Annotated in this window: 14 protein-coding genes and 2 pseudogenes; 4 read left to right on the top strand and 12 right to left on the bottom strand. The window is 39.5% G+C overall.

Annotated elements, in window-relative coordinates; all coding sequences use genetic code 11:
- Window positions 1–31: 31 nt before the first annotated feature.
- Window positions 32–631, bottom strand: a complete 600-nt coding sequence (locus RCG24_RS21050) for a cell wall hydrolase (RefSeq protein WP_202655735.1) — start codon at window positions 629–631, stop codon at window positions 32–34.
- A 462-nt stretch (window positions 632–1,093) separates the two neighbouring features.
- Here RCG24_RS21050 and RCG24_RS21045 point away from each other — a divergent pair.
- Window positions 1,094–1,541, top strand: a pseudogene (locus RCG24_RS21045) (Dps family protein).
- A gap of 120 nt (window positions 1,542–1,661) precedes the next feature.
- On the opposite strand, the gene RCG24_RS21040 reads toward RCG24_RS21045, so the two are convergent.
- The 6 genes and pseudogenes from RCG24_RS21040 to fdrA all read right to left on the bottom strand — a co-directional run.
- Window positions 1,662–2,927, bottom strand: coding sequence for a dicarboxylate/amino acid:cation symporter (locus RCG24_RS21040; RefSeq protein ID WP_308077985.1), 1,266 nt, complete (start codon window positions 2,925–2,927; stop codon window positions 1,662–1,664).
- A 180-nt stretch (window positions 2,928–3,107) separates the two neighbouring features.
- On the bottom strand, window positions 3,108–4,067 hold the full coding sequence (gene arcC / locus RCG24_RS21035) for a carbamate kinase (protein WP_202655732.1): 960 nt from the start codon (window positions 4,065–4,067) through the stop codon (window positions 3,108–3,110).
- A gap of 46 nt (window positions 4,068–4,113) precedes the next feature.
- Window positions 4,114–5,370, bottom strand: coding sequence for an MFS transporter (locus tag RCG24_RS21030; RefSeq protein ID WP_202655731.1), 1,257 nt, complete (start codon window positions 5,368–5,370; stop codon window positions 4,114–4,116).
- Window positions 5,336–6,256, bottom strand: coding sequence for an oxamate carbamoyltransferase subunit AllH family protein (locus RCG24_RS21025; protein WP_308077984.1), 921 nt, complete (start codon window positions 6,254–6,256; stop codon window positions 5,336–5,338). Before RCG24_RS21025 ends, RCG24_RS21030 begins: the two co-directional genes overlap by 35 nt.
- Complete coding sequence (locus tag RCG24_RS21020) at window positions 6,225–7,442, bottom strand: YlbE family protein (RefSeq protein ID WP_308079231.1); 1,218 nt, start codon at window positions 7,440–7,442, stop codon at window positions 6,225–6,227. The genes RCG24_RS21025 and RCG24_RS21020 overlap by 32 nt, the downstream gene beginning before the upstream one ends.
- A 63-nt stretch (window positions 7,443–7,505) precedes the next feature.
- Window positions 7,506–9,230, bottom strand: a pseudogene (gene fdrA / locus RCG24_RS21015) (acyl-CoA synthetase FdrA); the annotation flags it as partial.
- A gap of 212 nt (window positions 9,231–9,442) precedes the next feature.
- Between fdrA and RCG24_RS21010 the strand changes: the two are divergent.
- Both RCG24_RS21010 and RCG24_RS21005 read left to right on the top strand, forming a co-directional pair.
- Window positions 9,443–11,056, top strand: a complete 1,614-nt coding sequence (locus RCG24_RS21010) for a PucR family transcriptional regulator (RefSeq protein WP_308077983.1) — start codon at window positions 9,443–9,445, stop codon at window positions 11,054–11,056.
- A gap of 74 nt (window positions 11,057–11,130) precedes the next feature.
- Window positions 11,131–11,988, top strand: a complete 858-nt coding sequence (locus RCG24_RS21005) for an alpha/beta hydrolase (RefSeq protein ID WP_308077982.1) — start codon at window positions 11,131–11,133, stop codon at window positions 11,986–11,988.
- A 102-nt stretch (window positions 11,989–12,090) separates the two neighbouring features.
- Here RCG24_RS21005 and RCG24_RS21000 read toward each other — a convergent pair whose 3' ends face one another.
- Both RCG24_RS21000 and RCG24_RS20995 read right to left on the bottom strand, forming a co-directional pair.
- Window positions 12,091–12,507 (bottom strand): disulfide oxidoreductase, encoded by a 417-nt coding sequence (locus RCG24_RS21000; protein WP_202655726.1) that lies wholly within the window; start codon window positions 12,505–12,507, stop codon window positions 12,091–12,093.
- 1 nt (window position 12,508) lies between these two features.
- Window positions 12,509–13,213, bottom strand: coding sequence for a DsbA family protein (locus RCG24_RS20995; RefSeq protein ID WP_308077981.1), 705 nt, complete (start codon window positions 13,211–13,213; stop codon window positions 12,509–12,511).
- A 228-nt stretch (window positions 13,214–13,441) separates the two neighbouring features.
- Here RCG24_RS20995 and RCG24_RS20990 point away from each other — a divergent pair, with 228 nt between their 5' ends.
- Window positions 13,442–14,494 carry a lactonase family protein gene (locus RCG24_RS20990; protein ID WP_308077980.1) on the top strand — a complete coding sequence of 351 codons (1,053 nt, stop codon included), beginning with the start codon at window positions 13,442–13,444 and terminating at the stop codon, window positions 14,492–14,494.
- A gap of 56 nt (window positions 14,495–14,550) precedes the next feature.
- Here the strand turns inward: RCG24_RS20990 and RCG24_RS20985 are convergent, their stop codons facing one another.
- From RCG24_RS20985 to RCG24_RS20975, 3 genes are all read right to left on the bottom strand, one after another.
- Window positions 14,551–14,964, bottom strand: a complete 414-nt coding sequence (locus RCG24_RS20985; protein WP_308077979.1) for a VanZ family protein — start codon at window positions 14,962–14,964, stop codon at window positions 14,551–14,553.
- A 74-nt stretch (window positions 14,965–15,038) separates the two neighbouring features.
- Window positions 15,039–16,115, bottom strand: a complete 1,077-nt coding sequence (locus tag RCG24_RS20980; RefSeq protein ID WP_308077978.1) for a polysaccharide pyruvyl transferase family protein — start codon at window positions 16,113–16,115, stop codon at window positions 15,039–15,041.
- A gap of 70 nt (window positions 16,116–16,185) precedes the next feature.
- Entirely contained in the window at window positions 16,186–17,199 is a 1,014-nt protein-coding gene (locus RCG24_RS20975; protein ID WP_202655722.1) for an ATP-grasp domain-containing protein, read from the bottom strand.
- Window positions 17,200–17,202: the final 3 nt, after the last annotated feature.

Raw genomic sequence — 17,202 nt, 5'->3', positions numbered from 1 at the left:
CTATGATTTTTGAGATTCTAAGAGTAAATGATTATTTTGCAAAGACATGGTTGCCGATTTTTACTGTTACTTGGCGCGTGGCAACCCATTTGCTGACCGCAGTTTTTGGATTATAGAAAAAGAGGGATCCACTGCCTTGGCCTCTAAATGCCAATGCTTCATTGACAGCTTTCTTTGATGCGGCATCAGCAGGTTGTTTAATCGCACCATTCATTACCGGTGTAAACGCATAGTGGCCATTTTCTTTATCATAGATTACCCCGCTTATCGTATTCGGAAAATCCGGGCTGGCTACACGATTAAGAATAACGGTGGCAACGGCAACCTTACCGGCATATGGTTCTCCCTTAGCTTCAGCATGAACAAGTCGTGCCATTAAGTCTTTTTCAGCCGCTGTAACCGAAGAATTTGGGATTACTAGATTTTCTCCTGGATATAACAGACTGCCAGTTTTATGGTTAGCCGTTAAAAGACTTTTAACTGGTACTCCATATTTTACGGCAATCTTCCAAAACGTTTCTCCAGACTGAACCTTATGTGTTGTTGCTGCTTCCGTTGTTCCGTTCAGCGTAAATGCCGACATTGATAAAATTAATCCTGCTGAAATAACTAGCTTTTTTAATTTTTTCATGTTCATAACCTCCTAGATAGTTGCTCGGCTTATCTATCTATAAGGCTATCAGTTGTAACATTGCTAATCATTACCCAAAATATGGTAACTATAAAAAAGATGATTTATCTCCTATTATGATAATGTTTTCATACAGGTTGGAAATTTTACCCGATCGTGTTTTATTTCCGGTATTATCCACAGTTGGTTGGAGAAGGATACAATATTACAAACGATTACAAAAAAGTAACATTGTAAATCCAAAAAACTCCACTTAATTTCACAATATCGACAACTTTTTCACAAAATTGACCGAAGATTTTCACCTCAACTCGGGTAAAATATATATGTATTAAATGAAAACTCGCCAACTGGCGAATCCGTAAGGACGGTTCATGAGGCGTAGTTGAATTTAAGCGGTATAGGAAAGGATAAAATTTGTACAAATTTTATCCCTATTAGCTAAAAAAGGAGGCTTTATTGATGGATAAACAATTAGTGGACGTATTGAACAAACAAGTCGCTAATTGGTCTGTTATGTATGTCAAATTACATAATTACCATTGGTATGTGAAAGGTGATCAGTTCTTCACTTTACACGCTAAATTCGAGGAATTTTATAATGAAGCCGGAACCCATGTCAGATGAATTGGCCGAACGGCTGTTGGCAATTGGTGGAAGCCCTGTTGCGACAATGAAAGAATGCCTGGAAATTTCCTCTATCCAGGAAGCAACGGGAAATGAATCGGCCACTGAAATGGTACAATCCATTATTAATGACTTTTCAATCATCATTGGCGAATTAAAAGAAGGAATGAGCCGTGCCGATGAGCTGCATGATGAAACGACTGGTGATATGCTGCTGGCCATTCATTCCGGATTGGAAAAGCATGTCTGGATGTTAACTGCCTTTCTTGGCAAAGCAATATAAATAGAAGAAACACGTTGCGAAAGCCCAACTTTTACTGGTTGGGCTTATTGTTATATGGGGGCACAGTTCGAATGAGTAAACTAATGAAACAAATAAGCATGGGTACGCTCCCCATGCTTCCTAACGGATCTTTGTCATTTCTAATTTTACGCTTTGACTGTCTCGATTAAATATAGCGTAGTCTATGGCTTTTTCTCCTTTGGCAACAATTAAGGCGCTAAATACATCGGAATCTACATTGAGGATGGTCCGCAGCATGCCGACGAACCAATCTACACCGGCAAACAAGGCAATGCTTTGCATCGGCAGTCCCATTTGCGGGATGACAATGGACAGGGAAACCAAACCGGCACCTGGCACAACGGCATTTGCCAAAGAAGCCAAGGTAGATAGAACAACGATGTAAAAATAACCGCCTGCCGAATGAGAATAACCGTAAATTTGTGAGATTGTCACTAGGGTGATCGCCATATGCATCGCTGAACCATTGCTGTTCAAGGACATTCCCAGCGGAAGCACCAATTTTGCCACTTTCTCTTTGATACCCAATTTCTCTTGAGCATCCTTCAACTCAACAGGTAATGTGATTGCAGAGGATGTTGTTGCCAGAGCCATCATTGACATTTGCATCATATTTTTTATTAACCGGGCAGGACGGACATGACAGTACAATGCCACCACTATGATCCATATGAACAAAAAGAGAAGTGTCGAAAGACCATAAACAGCCAGATATTTTCCTAATGGCAATAATACTTTTATTCCCATTTTGCCAACTGTAGAAGCAAGGATAAAAAAGATGCCGATCGGGGCAAATTTCATAATGAAACTGATCATCTTTAACACAACAGAGTTGAAATCGATTGTGATTTGCAATAATTTATTGTCCGGATTCTCCAGCCTTACGAAACTTATCGCCAAGCCAAAAAGGACAGCAAACACGATGACTTGAACAATCATCCCTTGTGCCATGGAGTGGATGATATTATTCGGGAAGAAATTTAAAATGGTATCCTGGAGTGAACTGGAAGCACCCAGTTTAGGAACCTTTTTACCCGTTATTAGACTGAAATCAATTCCTTTTCCCGGCTGAAAAAAAACCCCCATCAGCGTACCGAAGAAAGCTGCCAATAGCGAAGACACCATGAATACGATGACCGTTTTGAGGCCGAGCCTTCCCAATTGTTTGGGGTTTAGGTTGCCGACAGCTTCTATAATTTGTCCCATTACTAATAAGACAATGGACATTTGGATCAGCCTCAGAAAAATATTTCCAATGACATTTATTGCCGTCATTCGTTCCCCAAACAGTACACCAACAAGCACGCCCAATATAGTAGCTATAATAATCTGAGTGGTCATGTTCATTTTTTTGATTTTATCCATGTGTACCTCCCCTAGCTTTTCTACTCTTGACCCGGACATGTTGATGATTTTACCTGGGGAACGCCATCGGAGGGGAATAAAGGGTCTGGGGCAGACTGATATTCTCCCCAGACCAATAAAGCCGGTTCACACCATATAATCGTAAATAATCAACTTGTCCTGCATTTAATCCGACTTTACTTATGCGTTTTGGTTGACTGCCTTTAAACTTGAATTGGAGACAACCGTTCCTGTCAATAAGTTTTCCAGATTATCGAGTGAAGTAATAACCGCTTGGGCAAACGGCCTCTTTTCCAGGAATTGAATGACTGCTTGCACTTTCGGCAGCATGCTACCGGCGGCAAACTGATTCTGGCTGATATATTCTTTTAATTCGGAAATATGGACTTGTTCAAGCTTTTTCTGATTTTCCTTACCAAAATTAATATACACATTGTCCACACCAGTAAGGATAATAAAGTAGTCGGCATTCAGCATTTCCGCCAGCTTGGCAGCTGCAAAGTCTTTATCGATCACTGCCTCTACCCCTTTATATCCATCTTCCGTAGCAATTACCGGGATCCCGCCGCCTCCTGCGGAGATCGTGATAAAGCCGTTGTCAATTAGATTCTTTACCATCGGGTATTCAAGAATTTCCTCCGGCTTTGGTGATGGAACGACCTTTCTCCAGCCTCTGCCGGCATCTTCTTTATAATGGGCCCCATCTTTTTCGGAGGCAGCTTTTGCTTCTTCCTCAGTTAGGAATGGACCAACCGGCTTTGAAGGGTTTTGAAATGCTGGATCGTCTTGATTGACCAAGCATTGAGTAACGACTGAAACTGCCTGCTTTTGAATGTTTTCCTTTATTAGAATATCATTCATCGCATTTTGTACCCAGTAGCCGATACTCCCTTGTGTCATAGCCACACAAGTATCCAGTGGCAATGCCGGGTTTTTTTCAGAATTAGCCGCCAGCTGCTGATTAAGCAAGTTGCCGACTTGCGGGCCATTCCCGTGAGCAATCACTAATTGATGTCCCTGTTTTACTAATGTAACTAATTTTTCGGCGGTTTCTCGCAAAACGTTTTGTTGTCCCTGCGCCGTTGGATCATCTGTTAAAATCGCATTTCCACCTAATGCTACGACAATTCTTTTTCCCATTTTTATACTCCTCTTCCATTGTTCCTTTTCTGTAAAACTTCCATTTTTACGCTGCTGCTTTGTCAGGTTTTTCTTTCGTAAACAGTATGAATATCATTCCAATAATTAACAGAGCGCCTGAAATATAGAAGCTAATTTCCATGGATCCGACTATATCAGCGAACCAACCGGTAAAATATGGCGCCAAGATGGAACTGCACATGCCGATAAAATTATAAGCACTTAAAGCAGTTGATAAGGCCATTTTTGGTGCATGTTTCGATACAAAGGCAACCATAATCGGGTCAAGTGCCAACTTACCGAATAAACCGTAACAAATTAATGCAATGATCAGTGCTGTGCGATTTTGAACATTTGCAATTGCAATAATGGAAATGGCGGCTAATGGAACGAGAATAAAGATAAATAGTTTCGATTTCTTTAATTTATCCGAAAGCCTTGCAAAAATAATCGCACCTGGAATCGAAGCCCAAGGAACCAATGAGGAAATGAATCCTACTTCCGTTCCGGCATAGCCTCTTTCTACTTGTAAGAATTGCGGAAGCCAAGTAGTTACAACGAAAAAGCCATACAAGGAACAGAAACACATTATGAAGATAAACAGTAAATTCCTATTTTTAAAAATAGACCCCAGGGATACTTTTTGTTTTGGTTCATTCGTTTTCGTACTACTGTCTTTCCCCTTATCCTCAGGGCGAATAACTTTTTCATGCAATATAACGTAGAATAAAATTCCGACAATAACCGTTGGAATCGCCATGATGTAAAACGGCTGGCTCCAGTGTCCGCCTTCTGCAAGGACTAATTTACTGGACAACAGATAACCGCCTGAGATACCCAAGGCCTGACCACTGTTAATAATCGCCGTACCTAAAGTCAGATTCTTCGTTGGAATCGATTCTGTTGACAAAGCGTATTGCGGTCCGTAATAGAATCCTTCACCAATACCAGTAAGTGCCCGCCAAATCATAAAGATCCCAAAGGTCCCTGCCAAACCGGTTAAACCCGTTGTTAAACCGAATAATATAAAACCTACTGAGATAATCATTTTTCTTCCAAATTTATCGCCGATAATCCCCCCAGGAATTTGCGTAATCGCATAGGTAAGGAAGAAAATGCTATTGATTAAACCAATCTGTGAATTGCTTAAGTCAAATTGTTCACCAATAATGTTTTGAACTGGATTCAAAATCGTGCGGTCAGCATACATTAATGCCCAGCCAATTGTGAACAAGATAACAACTTTCCACCAATACTGGTTTGAAACTTCAACAGCTTGGTTCTTTTTTGCTGTGTTTTCCATGAACAATCCTCCAATAATTTTGATGTAGAGCCGTCAAAATCCCAAATAAAGTGTCATAACCAGATGTATGCCCATAGTTTGTAACATTTTTTATCAGCCTTTTTGCTTTGGTTTTATCAACTTGGATGGATATATTACAAAATAAGTTCTTAAAATTCTCGCTGACATAGCCATTTAAAAGGCAATCGTAATAACTATAACTGACATCTGTGGTCATATGGTTTTTTAAAAACCGTTTTAATGTATTCTTCCAAACGGCATGATCAGTAAAGAAAGCCTCCACCATTAAAAGCCCCGAGAGAAAATCATCACCGCTTGGTGTAAGACCAATTCCTCTGCCAAAAAAATGGGCAATGCACTCTGCAGCTATCTTCGTGTCGGTGGGGGCCGCATTGGTTAGCCTTTCCAACATAGCAGAGTCCTGTTTTACCTGAATAATCCCTGTCATTTGAACAAAATCTATTTTCTTTATTGCCTTTATGATCTCGTTTTCTTCCAACCATTCTTTCCTAATCCGTAACGGCTTCACGTTTAAATCAATGCTTGAAAGCTTGTCAAGCCGGATGATAAATGGCTGATCGGCTGTATCCATCTGCAAGTATCCTGCTTGATAAATGATCGGCATGCCTGCCTTTAGTTTTACCAGGAATTTTTGCAGCACCGATTGGGGTATATTGATGCCAAAGGCAGATAAAGGAGTTCCCAGTGCCCCGATGTGAATCAAGGAATGCTGAATCCGGATGTTGAAACTTGTTTGAAATACACTGTGGATTTCTCCCCGTAAAGGTCTAGTCAGGATTAGGGACAAAAAATTACTTTTTGTCCCATATTCCACGACTAAAGGGCAAGGTTTATTAGTCAACAACAATTCCCAATTTCTCGGCATATGCTTCCAAAGCTTTTTCAAAGCAAGCCAATGGAGCTCTTACGGTTCCAGCACCAACTTGTCCAAGTCCAGCTTTTTTGTGGGCGATACCGGTATTGATAATTGGCGTAATACCTGTTTCCACAACCTTCCTCATATCAATCCCTAAACAGCTTCCTTTGAAGTCCCATGTTGGAATACTAAAGTTCGGGTTATGTGAAATGCAAATTTCTGCCATTTCATTAGATACATTTAAAGCATCAGCAAAGCCGCCGGCACCGACAAACCGGGTTACCCCTGGTGCTGCGACCATCGCCATGCCGCCAACTCCGACCGTTTCAGTAATCGCGCTGTCGCCGATATCAGGGTTTCCGTCTTCTTCAGAGAATCCGGTAAAGTACAATCCTTTTGGTGTGTTAACCGGTGCGGTAAACCATTGGTCACCCATGCCGCTGATGCGAATACCGAAGTTTTTGCCGTTTCTCGTCATCGTTGTCACAACAGTACCTTTATCAAATTTTCTAGCATAGTCAACGATTGATTTGCCCGTTGCCATCATGATATTTAAGAAGAATTGGTCGGTATCTGCCAGGAATTGAACTACTTCCTGTTTCTTGCTTTCCTCAATATCTAATTGAAGGATTAACGGTGCCACTTCTTTTAAGAAGACAAGGGATGCCGCAATATTTCTTTGGTGGAATTCATCCCCCATGGTAATGGCTTTAGCGATAATAACATTTAGGTTGATGCCGCCGTCTTTTTGTTTTAATGCCTGGCTCAAAACAGGACCTAAAACATCCTTCATCCAAGTTAAGCGGTCAATCACTTCTTTAGAGTAGGCGCCAAAACGTAACACCTTACCAATGCCTTCATTCATGGTACAATAAGCTCTTGTGCCGTCAATTTTATTCTCGACTACCAACACAGGCATATTGGCTGAAGTGATTCCGCCCATTGGACCAACAGCGTGAACATGGTGGCATGGCATAAAGGATACTTCACCGGATTCAAGCAGCTTCACGGCCTCTTCTTCCGTTTGTGCCCATCCTTCAAAAAGCGAAGCTCCGATACAGGATCCTTGCATTGGACCTGTCATCTCATTCCAAGTAATTGGCGGGCCTGCATGAAGCAATACTTTGCCGTTTAATTCCGGAATGACGGATTTTGCCGGAACAACATCCAGTAAAAATGGCTGTGAGTTTTTCATTCTTTCAATTACTTCTTCATTCCAGACCTTAATTTCGTCTTCCCGTTTACTTAATGCATTCAAGATCTTAATTAATTTTTTATTGCCGCCAGCCATTGGCTTCCAGCTAAATTGAGCCGTTTCGCCGCCATATTTAATAATTGGCTCAGTGAAACTTTCAAGACCAATATTAATGACACGAGGCATAGAATTTAACAGTTCATCAACAGCTGCACTTAATTTTGGCAGCGGATTCCGTTCTTTCGTGTACGGAATGACTTCTTTATCTGCCTCCACCATTTCTTTCCCCATGAATTTCAGTGCCAGCTGAACGGCCTTGGCATTGCTTTTTTCGACAATGACGCCGGCTTCTTCTAACGTTCTAACAGCTTGATTGTAGTCCTGCGGGTCTTGTTTGGTTCCTACGACCGTTCCGACAAAATACAACTCTCTTCCGTCAGCCTTGGCTGTTGCAATCGCTTCTTTAATGGTTGGTGCCAATGCATTTGCCATGTCCGGATGGCATCCATAACCGAGCACACAATCAAGTAAGATAACACCGGTTGCCGGATCCTTTGCATACTCTTTAATTTTGTTAATTCTTACATCAGGATCAATCATTGGGTGCGGCTTGCCTTGGGTATAGATATCATCCCCGAGGTCCATGACTTCGAATCCGTTTGCTTTTAAAATGTAGCCTTCCTCTTTGATAAGGCCACCTAAATCCAATGCTTCGGAAATCAGCATGGCTGCTTCGGCTGCAAGGGTTCCGCCGGAGTAGAGACCTTTTGCTGTTTTTCCCTCAGCAAGAGGCTCTTTTACTTCAAAGCTGACAGGTTCATAGTAATTTGCTTTTACCTTTTCACCATTTGCTAAATCGACAGCCATTCTTGCCGTTTCTTCCAATGTATGGGCCAAGTACACATTTCCTTCATGATGATCTGGTTTTTCGCCAAGGAAGATGGCTACGACTGGCTTAGATACATCTTGGAGCAATTGTACGACTTTATCTCTGACTGCCGGTGCCGGTGGTTTGGAGATGACAACAATTACCTCTGTTGGATCATGATGTTCTAAGCCGACAATGGCATCCATTACCGTAATAGCGCCCACTTTATCACTTAAGTCCCGTCCACCGGTGCCGATAGCATGAACCACACCGCCGCCTAATTTATCAATCATCGCGGTAACTTCTTGAATGCCGGTTCCACTTGCTCCAACAATCCCGATGTTTCCTTGATTTACCACGTTTGTAAATGCCATCGGGATGCCAGAAATGATTCCTGTTCCGCAGTCAGGACCCATTAATAACAGTCCTTTTTCATGTGCCTTCTTTTTCAGCCTTACTTCATCTTCAAGGGAAACGTTGTCGCTGAAGGAGAATACATGTAAATTATGGTCCAACGCTTTTTCAATTTCGTCGGCTGCGTATTCGCCCGGAATGGAAACAAGCGCCAAATTGGCATCTGGCAGCGCTTCAAGTGCCGCATTCCAATTTTTAACACTTTTAACACTTTCACTTTGATTGTTTTTTACGGACAAGTCATTCAGAAACCGTTCTGTTTCTGCTAATACCTGGTCGACAACTGTTTTATCATCTGTATCAACGACAATTACCATGTCACTCGGACTCGCGGCCTCAGCTTCCGGTGTCAACAAACCTGAGTTTTTGAAGATATCTTTGTTGGCATCAGTTCCCATCATAATCTGGCTCTTATTGACGCCCTCTAATGCGTTTACAGCATTGGTCAACAGCATTAGGTTGATGGAATCCTGGTAGCTATTTGCTTTTATAATTGTGTATAGCATTATTTTTTTATCTCCTTTCTTTGATACTTAAAGTATAATCCCGTGAGAAAGTGATTTCATTTGTGAAAAAAGATAAATATTGAGCATATTTTTATCCGTTGTGGATAATGTGAATCTATGATATTGTTATTTTGAAATAATTATATATTTTTGATAAATAGAGTTTTCACCGTTTTGGATAACAACTCAGGGAAATACAAGGAGAGAGAAAGATGCCATTAACCGTTCAAGATACAATCGAATTTGATATTTTTCAAAATTCGAAGCTGATTGCCGGAACAAACGGCTTGCAAAGAGAAGTTACGGGAATTATGGTAATGGAAGCACCAGACATCGAGCATTGGGGAAAATCTGGAGAAATTATTTTAACAAGCTTTTTCGCACTAAGGGATTTTTCCGATGCCCAGACAAAGGAGTTTTTCGCCAAGGTATACAAAATCGGTATCGCTGCCATTATTGTCAAGATGGAGCGCCTCGTTCAACTGATTCCTGATAACTTTATTGAAGAATGTAACAAGTACAATATCCCATTGATAAAAATTCCAAAAAAAACAAAATATGAGGAAATTATCACCAAAGTCATGGAAACGTTGATCAATAAGAATAAGATTCTTTTGGACTATTATTATGATATAAATCAGCAATATACTAAAATGGCGCTTGACGAACCGAAACCTAAGGATATCATCGATTATTTACACAAGATGATCGGCATGCATGTCAGTTTATCCAAAAATCTTCAGCCCGCATTCTGCAGCACCGACCCGACACTGGATGATTTCCAAGTCATTAGAACAACCACACTGCCGAAAAAAAAATATACAAGCTATGAATACATCCAGCGCATGGTAAGCTATACCTGCATTGAAAAAGAGGCTCCCCAATCACAGCTGGTTGTTGAGGTCCCCTCTTTGGGTACTGATTCATATCAATTGATTATACATTGCTTTAACAGCAGAATGAGTGCGGAAAACTTTATGGTGCTTGAAAATACTGTCAACTTTCTGCAAATGGAGCTGATCAAAAATTATGCTTTGGAACAGCTTCATTTAAATCATATTAATGAGCTGATCAATGACCTCATTTTGGGACGTTATCATTCAGATGATGAAATGTTGGAGATTTTAGATTATCTTCGTTTTAACGAATCTGACTTGTTTACCATTGTCACTCTTGATATTGATGATCATTTAAAAGTGAGTGAAGGCAAATGGAAAGAAAGTACTACCATCGCCCTTGAATTTTCAAAATGTATCAATAAATTTTGGAAAAAGTATGTTTCCTTAATCAAAAAAGGCAAAATCATTTTTATCATTGCCAATGATGATGATGAGTTGACATTTAAGGAACAGATTACTTCGGGGGTACGTTCCCTTGCCGGAAGGTCTCTATTTGCAAACCAGCCGAAAAATATAAGTATTAGCAGTAAAGTCAACTGCCGTGATTTACCCGTTGCCAACAGGCAGGCAAATAATATTTTGAAGCTGTTGAGGAAGGGAGGTAAGTGGAATAAAATTGTCTCCTATCATGATTTAGGTATTTACCGTTTATTTTTGGAAGCAGGTAAAATCAATGAGTTGGACTCCTTTATTCCTGATAAAATCCGGAAAATAGAACAAGTCAATCCGGAACTGAACCGGACCTTAAAGGTATTTTTGGACCATAACCAAAACTTCACAGCAACTGCCGATGTGTTGTATATTCATCCAAAAACGGCAAAATATCGAATTGAACGGGCTGTGGAAATCGCTAATATCCATTTGAATGACCCGGAAGAACTCTTACTAATCAACATTGGATTACGGGTGTTGGAGTTTTTGAAGTGATTTTTTACTAGCAATCGAATTATCATGGATAAGTACAAGCAAAAAACGATACACAGCAAAAGGAGTAAAATGCAATGCAATCAACAACCATTCCATATGGCAGCTTGGGCAGTCTTCCCTTAGAGGCGACTTTTACCAAAGCGCTAACTAACCGCAAAGAACAAACGATCATTTATATTCATGGCGGCGGGCTTGTTTATGGGAACCGGCTGGATTTACCGGAAGCTTATCTCCGCCAATTCATTGATAACGGATATGATTTTCTCGCCATCGATTATCCGCTGGCACCTGAAACGAAATTGAAGGATATTGTTATGTGTGCTGCCAGCGGGGTAAATTGGTTTTTACAACAGGGCGCCGCTGCATTAGATCTTCAATCAACCGATTTTATATTATTTGGCCGGTCAAGCGGGGCTTATCTCAGTTTATTATTGACCAAAGGCCATCTTGCCAAGCGCCCAAAAGCGATCATTTGTTTATATGGCTATTATTCTTTAATGAATGGATCATTAAAGGCGGCAAATCGTCATTATTTAAAATTCCCGAAATTCCAGTACACAACAATAAAGAATCTAATTGGAAATGAACCGATAACCGCGGGACCAATTGAAAAAAGGTATTCGCTCTATGTTTACTACCGGCAAACGGGCAAATGGGTCTATTCTTTGCTGAATGAAAATGACTCGCTGGAAAATTACTCGCTTTCGGAAGAAGAGGTAAGACAATTGCCACCGACCTTCTTGTCAGCTAGTACGGACGATCAAGATGTGCCCTATCAAATCACATCCACCATGGCAAAATGGATACCAGAAAACGAGCTATACACCGTCCACGGCCTCGAACATGACTATGACCGGAACACCCATTTACCTGAGTCACAAGAACTGTATAAACGCATCCTCGATTTCCTAGGAAATCAAACGGTGAGCTGAACATTACCTGACTGCCATCATATGTAAGACCCCGATGAATTAATGTTTTTTACGATTAAAATACCACGGTTTTCAACAACCGTGGTATTTTTTCAATAGCTATTAATGAGATTCTTGCTTATGGCTGCGGGCAATCATGATCATGCATACAGTAATTATCGTAAATGCTGTAAAGGCTAACATCGGGATCGTAATAAACCCAAGCCAGTTAAGATAATCTCTTGAACAAGGTACACCGTATTTGCACATTTCAAATGGTTGCAACGCCGGAACCTTTTGCAGCAAAATATGATATCCCGAAATCAGCATACCGATCACTGATAGTGGTAGTACATATTTATAAATACCGGTATCATTGCGGTATACGGCTATTGCTAAAATAATCGCCAATGGGTACATGAAAATCCGCTGGTACCAGCATAACGTACACGGAATAAAGTGCATGACCTCACTAAAATACAGACTGCCGAGCGTTGCAATGATCGCAGCAATCCAAGAAAGAAGCAGGGATTTATTCATATTACTTCTCCTTTGCTGCTTTTTCTACCATATCTTTCAAATCATCGATTGTTTTGCCAGTAAACATCTTGCCGTTTATAAATAGGGTTGGGGTCCCCGTCACCCCTAACTTATCAACATAGTCCATATCTTTTTTCCAGGCATTCATCGATTTCTTGGCTTTAAAATTTTTTACTGCCTTCTCTGTTTCCTGTTCACTAGCCACTTCTTTTAACATATCGATTAAAAATTGCTCCGTAAAGACATCGGTCTTTTCGTATTTTGGATCGGGCTGCTTTTTATATAGAAGCTCATGGAATTTCCAGAATGTATCGTTACCCAGCTCTTGAAAAACAGCTTCGGCGAATTGCGCCGATCGCTTCGAGTCAACATTGATAAACGAATCATTCATAAAATAAAACTTGGCCTTTCCCGTATCGATCAGTTCTTTCTGGATCATTGGTACAACATTTTCGGCAAAATCTTTGCAGCTTGGGCATTTATAATCACCAAATTCAACTATCGATACCGGTGCAGACTTTTCACCAAGATAGGGCTGATTTGCATAATCGATCTCATTGGTCTTTGTTTTTGCGGTTTCCGGTTTATCATTCATGTTACTAATAAAAATAAACGCCAACAGGCAAACAGCCACTAACCCGATCATCCAAAAAACAAATTTAGATGAGGATTTCGCTCTCTGCTTTGTATTTTTTTTATTTACCATGTTCAAACTCCTTTTCCGAACGGTTATATGTACAGAAAATAAGGCACAAAATATAGTCCCATACAGTTTAAATAATACCCAACTCTTTCAATATTGCCAATAAAAGAGTGCATCATCCTATTTCTTTCTGTCAGTATAACTGATTTATCTTTGCTATGCATTCCTTTTCATAAAAACTAACCGTTTTTGTTATAATAAGACGACTAAATTTGCTAAAGGAGCTTAAAAATGACGGAAATACATAAATATAAGGGTTATATTGGAACCTATACAAAAGGAGAAAGCAAGGGGATATATTGCTTTACGTTAAATACGGATGAAAAAAAGATTGAAGATATTAAAGTCGCGGCGGAGCTGGGAAACCCTACTTATTTAGCCATCAGCAGCGATAATCGCTTTCTTTATTCAATCGTGAAAGATGGAGAAAACGGAGGCGTGGCAGCCTTTTCGATCAATGAAACCGGAGAATTAAGTTTCATTAATCAACAACTATCGCCGGGAGCACCACCATGTTACATAAGTGCAGATGATAAAAATCAATACTTATTTAGTGCTAACTATCATAAGGGGATAGTAGAATCACATCTTCTTAACAGAAATGATGGCTCGATTCTGCCGGTAGCATCGTCCATTAAGCATCAAGGCCGAGGTCCAGATCCCAGACAGGATAAGGCCCGCTGTCATTATTCCAGATTCACCCCGGATGGAAAGGTTCTGGCAGTGATTGATCTCGGCATCGACGCGTTAATTACCTATCAGGTTCATGATGATGCCACACTAACAAAGGTTAAATTGCTTCCATTAAAAGCCGGAAGCGGGCCGCGCCATTTAGAATTCCACCCAAATGGCCGCTTTGCCTATTTGTTGACAGAGTTAAGCTCCGAGGTTATTGTGCTGGACTATGAAAATGGGCGTTTTTCCGAGAAACAATACATCTCCACCATTCCGGAAGACTTTAAAGAGAATAACCAATGCAGTGCGATTCACATTTCTTCCGACGGACGCTTTGTTTATGCCGGCAACCGGGGCCATAACAGCATTGCCGTTTTCAGCGTAAATCAAGGAACAGGGGAGCTTAGTTTTATCGAAAATACTTCGACTGAGGGCGATTGGCCGCGGGATTTTGCTTTGGATCCAAGCGAAAAATTTATCGTGGCGGCCAATCAGGAGTCGGGAAATCTTGTGCTGTTTGCCAGAGACGAGGACTCGGGGAGGCTGACTTTGATGGAATCGGATATTGCCGTGCCGCAACCGGTTTGTGTGAAGTTTTTGCATGACTAAATGGGGAGACAGGATAAGAGGACGTCTTATCCTGTCGTCAAATAGAAATAGAAAGCTTATTTTTTACTATTAAAGGCAGCTGAGATCCCTTTTAAAAATAAACTAAATCTTGTATCGTTTCCTGCATAATAAATCTTATGAATAAGGAACCAAATTGCCAAAACTCCAATACTATCTTTTAACAGATCTATTAATGAAAATGATCTAAATGGAACAAATATCTGATGGATTTCATCGGTTAATCCATACAAAACTGAGATGATGATTGCTATAAATTCTTTCCTTTTATTTAAGGATCCATAACAAAGAAACACCACTACAATGAAAAAATAAAGGATTCCAAATTCAATTAAATGGGCAAGCTCTAACAGTGTGCCGATAACTAAAATAATGGAACTATTCACCATCGTTAATATATTTCCGATGGAATTTGGGTTAAAATGGCTGGATTGCAGCCAAATAATTACCATGTAAGCAATAGGGAGCAATGAAATAAAAAACCTGTATATTTTTAATAGCATTTAAATCGTCCTCAATCATTACATTATGTTTCTTCACTCTTTAGAACCTTTGATAACGATCTAAACTTACTAGTTAGATTTAAACTAAACTTTCCATTCTCAGGATTGTTATGATAAATAGAATCTATATGTTCTACTATTTGCTTTTCATCAAAATGCTCAATATAAATAATAAACTTTAAATGATCTAACCATTTATAATACGTACTTGAAATCTTATGATTACCATTTGGTAACACAATGCACGGAGTGTTAGTAATTGCACAAAAAATCATTCCATGTAATCTGTCGGTAACAACTACCTTAGCCTTTTTAAAAGCACTCCATATATTATCTAATTCAACATCCTCCTTACCTTTTTGGTAATCACCGATAAAGGTGTCGTAATATTGAATATTTTGATATTTTCCTTCTATCAAAGTTACAAGACTAGCCCATTGATTTTTTGAAATACTTCTCTCAATATCATTTCGTAAACACAGGATAATCCCATCCCGGTGGAAAGTCGGCATAACCTTATTAAGGTAAAAAACAATATCAGGAACTAAATAAAGATAATTATTAATAAAACTGGCCCTCATTAATTCAAATGATTTAGTCTCCCTCGCAAAGATATGCAAATTTTGATGTTTAGAATATATCTTTACGCTTTTGTTTAGTGACTTTTTTGTTCTAAAATCAATGGATTGAGGAAATGAAATGATTTTATTATTGGGAAATAAATGAATGATATAGCGTCTACGGCCTTCATAACTCTCATATACATTTCCCATATTTCCTCCGCCTATAATCGTAATAATATCATCTGGGCCAATTGATTTCTTCAGAATATTAAGCATGTAAGTATCTTTAACATGCACTGTTATAATTTGACGATCGGGAAAATGCTCTTTCAAAAATTTTGTTTGTGCATAAGTAATAGCTATATCGCCTAGATTTCCATAATCAGCTGCAAGGGTAACAATTACTTTTAAGTCATTTTTAGATAATAATGGATAACTTGGTTTTTTCGATATTAAATATTGAAGTTTTAATTTCCATCCAATAGGTATTTTCCTGATTATACTTAAAGAGCTGACTAACTCCAGTGCTTTTACCATACTAACCACTCCGGCTTGATAGATTTTTAAAATTTTACCAGATGGTGAAAATCAATTGGCCCTTGCTCCTCTATTCAATAAAGGACTTTTGGAAATTACCTTGTTCTTTCATCATATCGATTGATTTCAGTAATACAACATCATCATACTTGATCATGACAGAACCATGCTCATAGTTACCAATTTCAACCTTATTAGGTATTCCCATTAGATTGTTCACAATGCATGTAACAAAATTTTGTCCCTCTTCATGTGCGTGGGGGTACCCTCCGCCAAATCTTGGATTGATTTCGGAAATCATATAGCCTTTATCCGTTTTAAAACAATCAATATCAATTGGACCTATAGGGCGTAAGATGCACAGCAATTCTTCAATTAATTGCACTAAATTAGGATCATGGATGGCAATGGATTTGTCTGTTTCCCCAGCCCTCATCTTTATTTTTTGTTTGCAAAATATATTCGTTGGTTTGCCATTTAATATATCAATATAGCAATCTACACCATATTCATTTCCTTCAATGAATGGCTGGACAATGAAATTACCATGATCTTTCCAAAGTGCAGTTAGTTCCGCATACGAATGTACGATAGATATTCCTAAACTGGCACTGCCGTTTCTTGGTTTAATAATTAATGGAAAATCAAGTCGCTGTTGATCCATTTCCTCAACTATTTCATCAATAGATAAATAGGTCGGTATTCCCGGAAGTCCATGTGTTTGTAGCAATTGATAGGTTAAGTATTTGTCAAAGCAAATATTTACCACGTCTTTATCAGATACAATCACTTTAACATGTTCTTGTTCAAACTCTTCCTTATGTTCCGCTAATAAACTTAATTCCGGGTCAATCAGGCATAGCATGGCATCAACCTTATACTTTCGGCATAGCTCCATAATATGGGCTATATATCCCTTGTCAGTAATACGTGGTACTATATGGGCAATATCCGCGAATTGCAGTGCCGGGGCTGATGCGTCGCAATCAACTGCAATAACTTCTCCCCCAACTTTCTTAAGCTCTTCTTTAAAATATTTTACTAATTTGACTCTTCTTCCTGCACTACATATTAAAATATTCATTCT

The sequence above is a fragment of the Neobacillus sp. OS1-32 genome, from assembly GCF_030915425.1.
Classification (GTDB): Bacteria; Bacillota; Bacilli; order Bacillales; family Cytobacillaceae; genus Neobacillus; species Neobacillus paridis.
Note: the sequence above shows the minus strand (reverse complement) of the source record. Positions and strands in the feature narration are given on the sequence as shown.

Excerpts from the sequence above, each read along its gene's own strand:
- RCG24_RS21000 (WP_202655726.1), bottom strand. The coding sequence starts at position 12,507 with ATGAATAAATCCCTGCTTCTTTCTTGGATTGCTGCGATCATTGCAACG.
- RCG24_RS20975 (WP_202655722.1), bottom strand. The coding sequence starts at position 17,199 with ATGAATATTTTAATATGTAGTGCAGGAAGAAGAGTCAAATTAGTAAAA.
- RCG24_RS21030 (WP_202655731.1), bottom strand. The coding sequence starts at position 5,370 with ATGGAAAACACAGCAAAAAAGAACCAAGCTGTTGAAGTTTCAAACCAG.
- RCG24_RS20990 (WP_308077980.1), top strand. The coding sequence starts at position 13,442 with ATGACGGAAATACATAAATATAAGGGTTATATTGGAACCTATACAAAA.
- RCG24_RS21010 (WP_308077983.1), top strand. The coding sequence starts at position 9,443 with ATGCCATTAACCGTTCAAGATACAATCGAATTTGATATTTTTCAAAAT.
- RCG24_RS20980 (WP_308077978.1), bottom strand. The coding sequence starts at position 16,115 with ATGGTAAAAGCACTGGAGTTAGTCAGCTCTTTAAGTATAATCAGGAAA.
- RCG24_RS21020 (WP_308079231.1), bottom strand. The coding sequence starts at position 7,442 with ATGAAAAACTCACAGCCATTTTTACTGGATGTTGTTCCGGCAAAATCC.
- RCG24_RS21005 (WP_308077982.1), top strand. The coding sequence starts at position 11,131 with ATGCAATCAACAACCATTCCATATGGCAGCTTGGGCAGTCTTCCCTTA.
- arcC (WP_202655732.1), bottom strand. The coding sequence starts at position 4,067 with ATGGGAAAAAGAATTGTCGTAGCATTAGGTGGAAATGCGATTTTAACA.
- RCG24_RS20985 (WP_308077979.1), bottom strand. The coding sequence starts at position 14,964 with ATGGTAATTATTTGGCTGCAATCCAGCCATTTTAACCCAAATTCCATC.
- RCG24_RS20995 (WP_308077981.1), bottom strand. The coding sequence starts at position 13,213 with ATGGTAAATAAAAAAAATACAAAGCAGAGAGCGAAATCCTCATCTAAA.
- RCG24_RS21050 (WP_202655735.1), bottom strand. The coding sequence starts at position 631 with ATGAAAAAATTAAAAAAGCTAGTTATTTCAGCAGGATTAATTTTATCA.
- RCG24_RS21040 (WP_308077985.1), bottom strand. The coding sequence starts at position 2,927 with ATGGATAAAATCAAAAAAATGAACATGACCACTCAGATTATTATAGCT.
- RCG24_RS21025 (WP_308077984.1), bottom strand. The coding sequence starts at position 6,256 with ATGCCGAGAAATTGGGAATTGTTGTTGACTAATAAACCTTGCCCTTTA.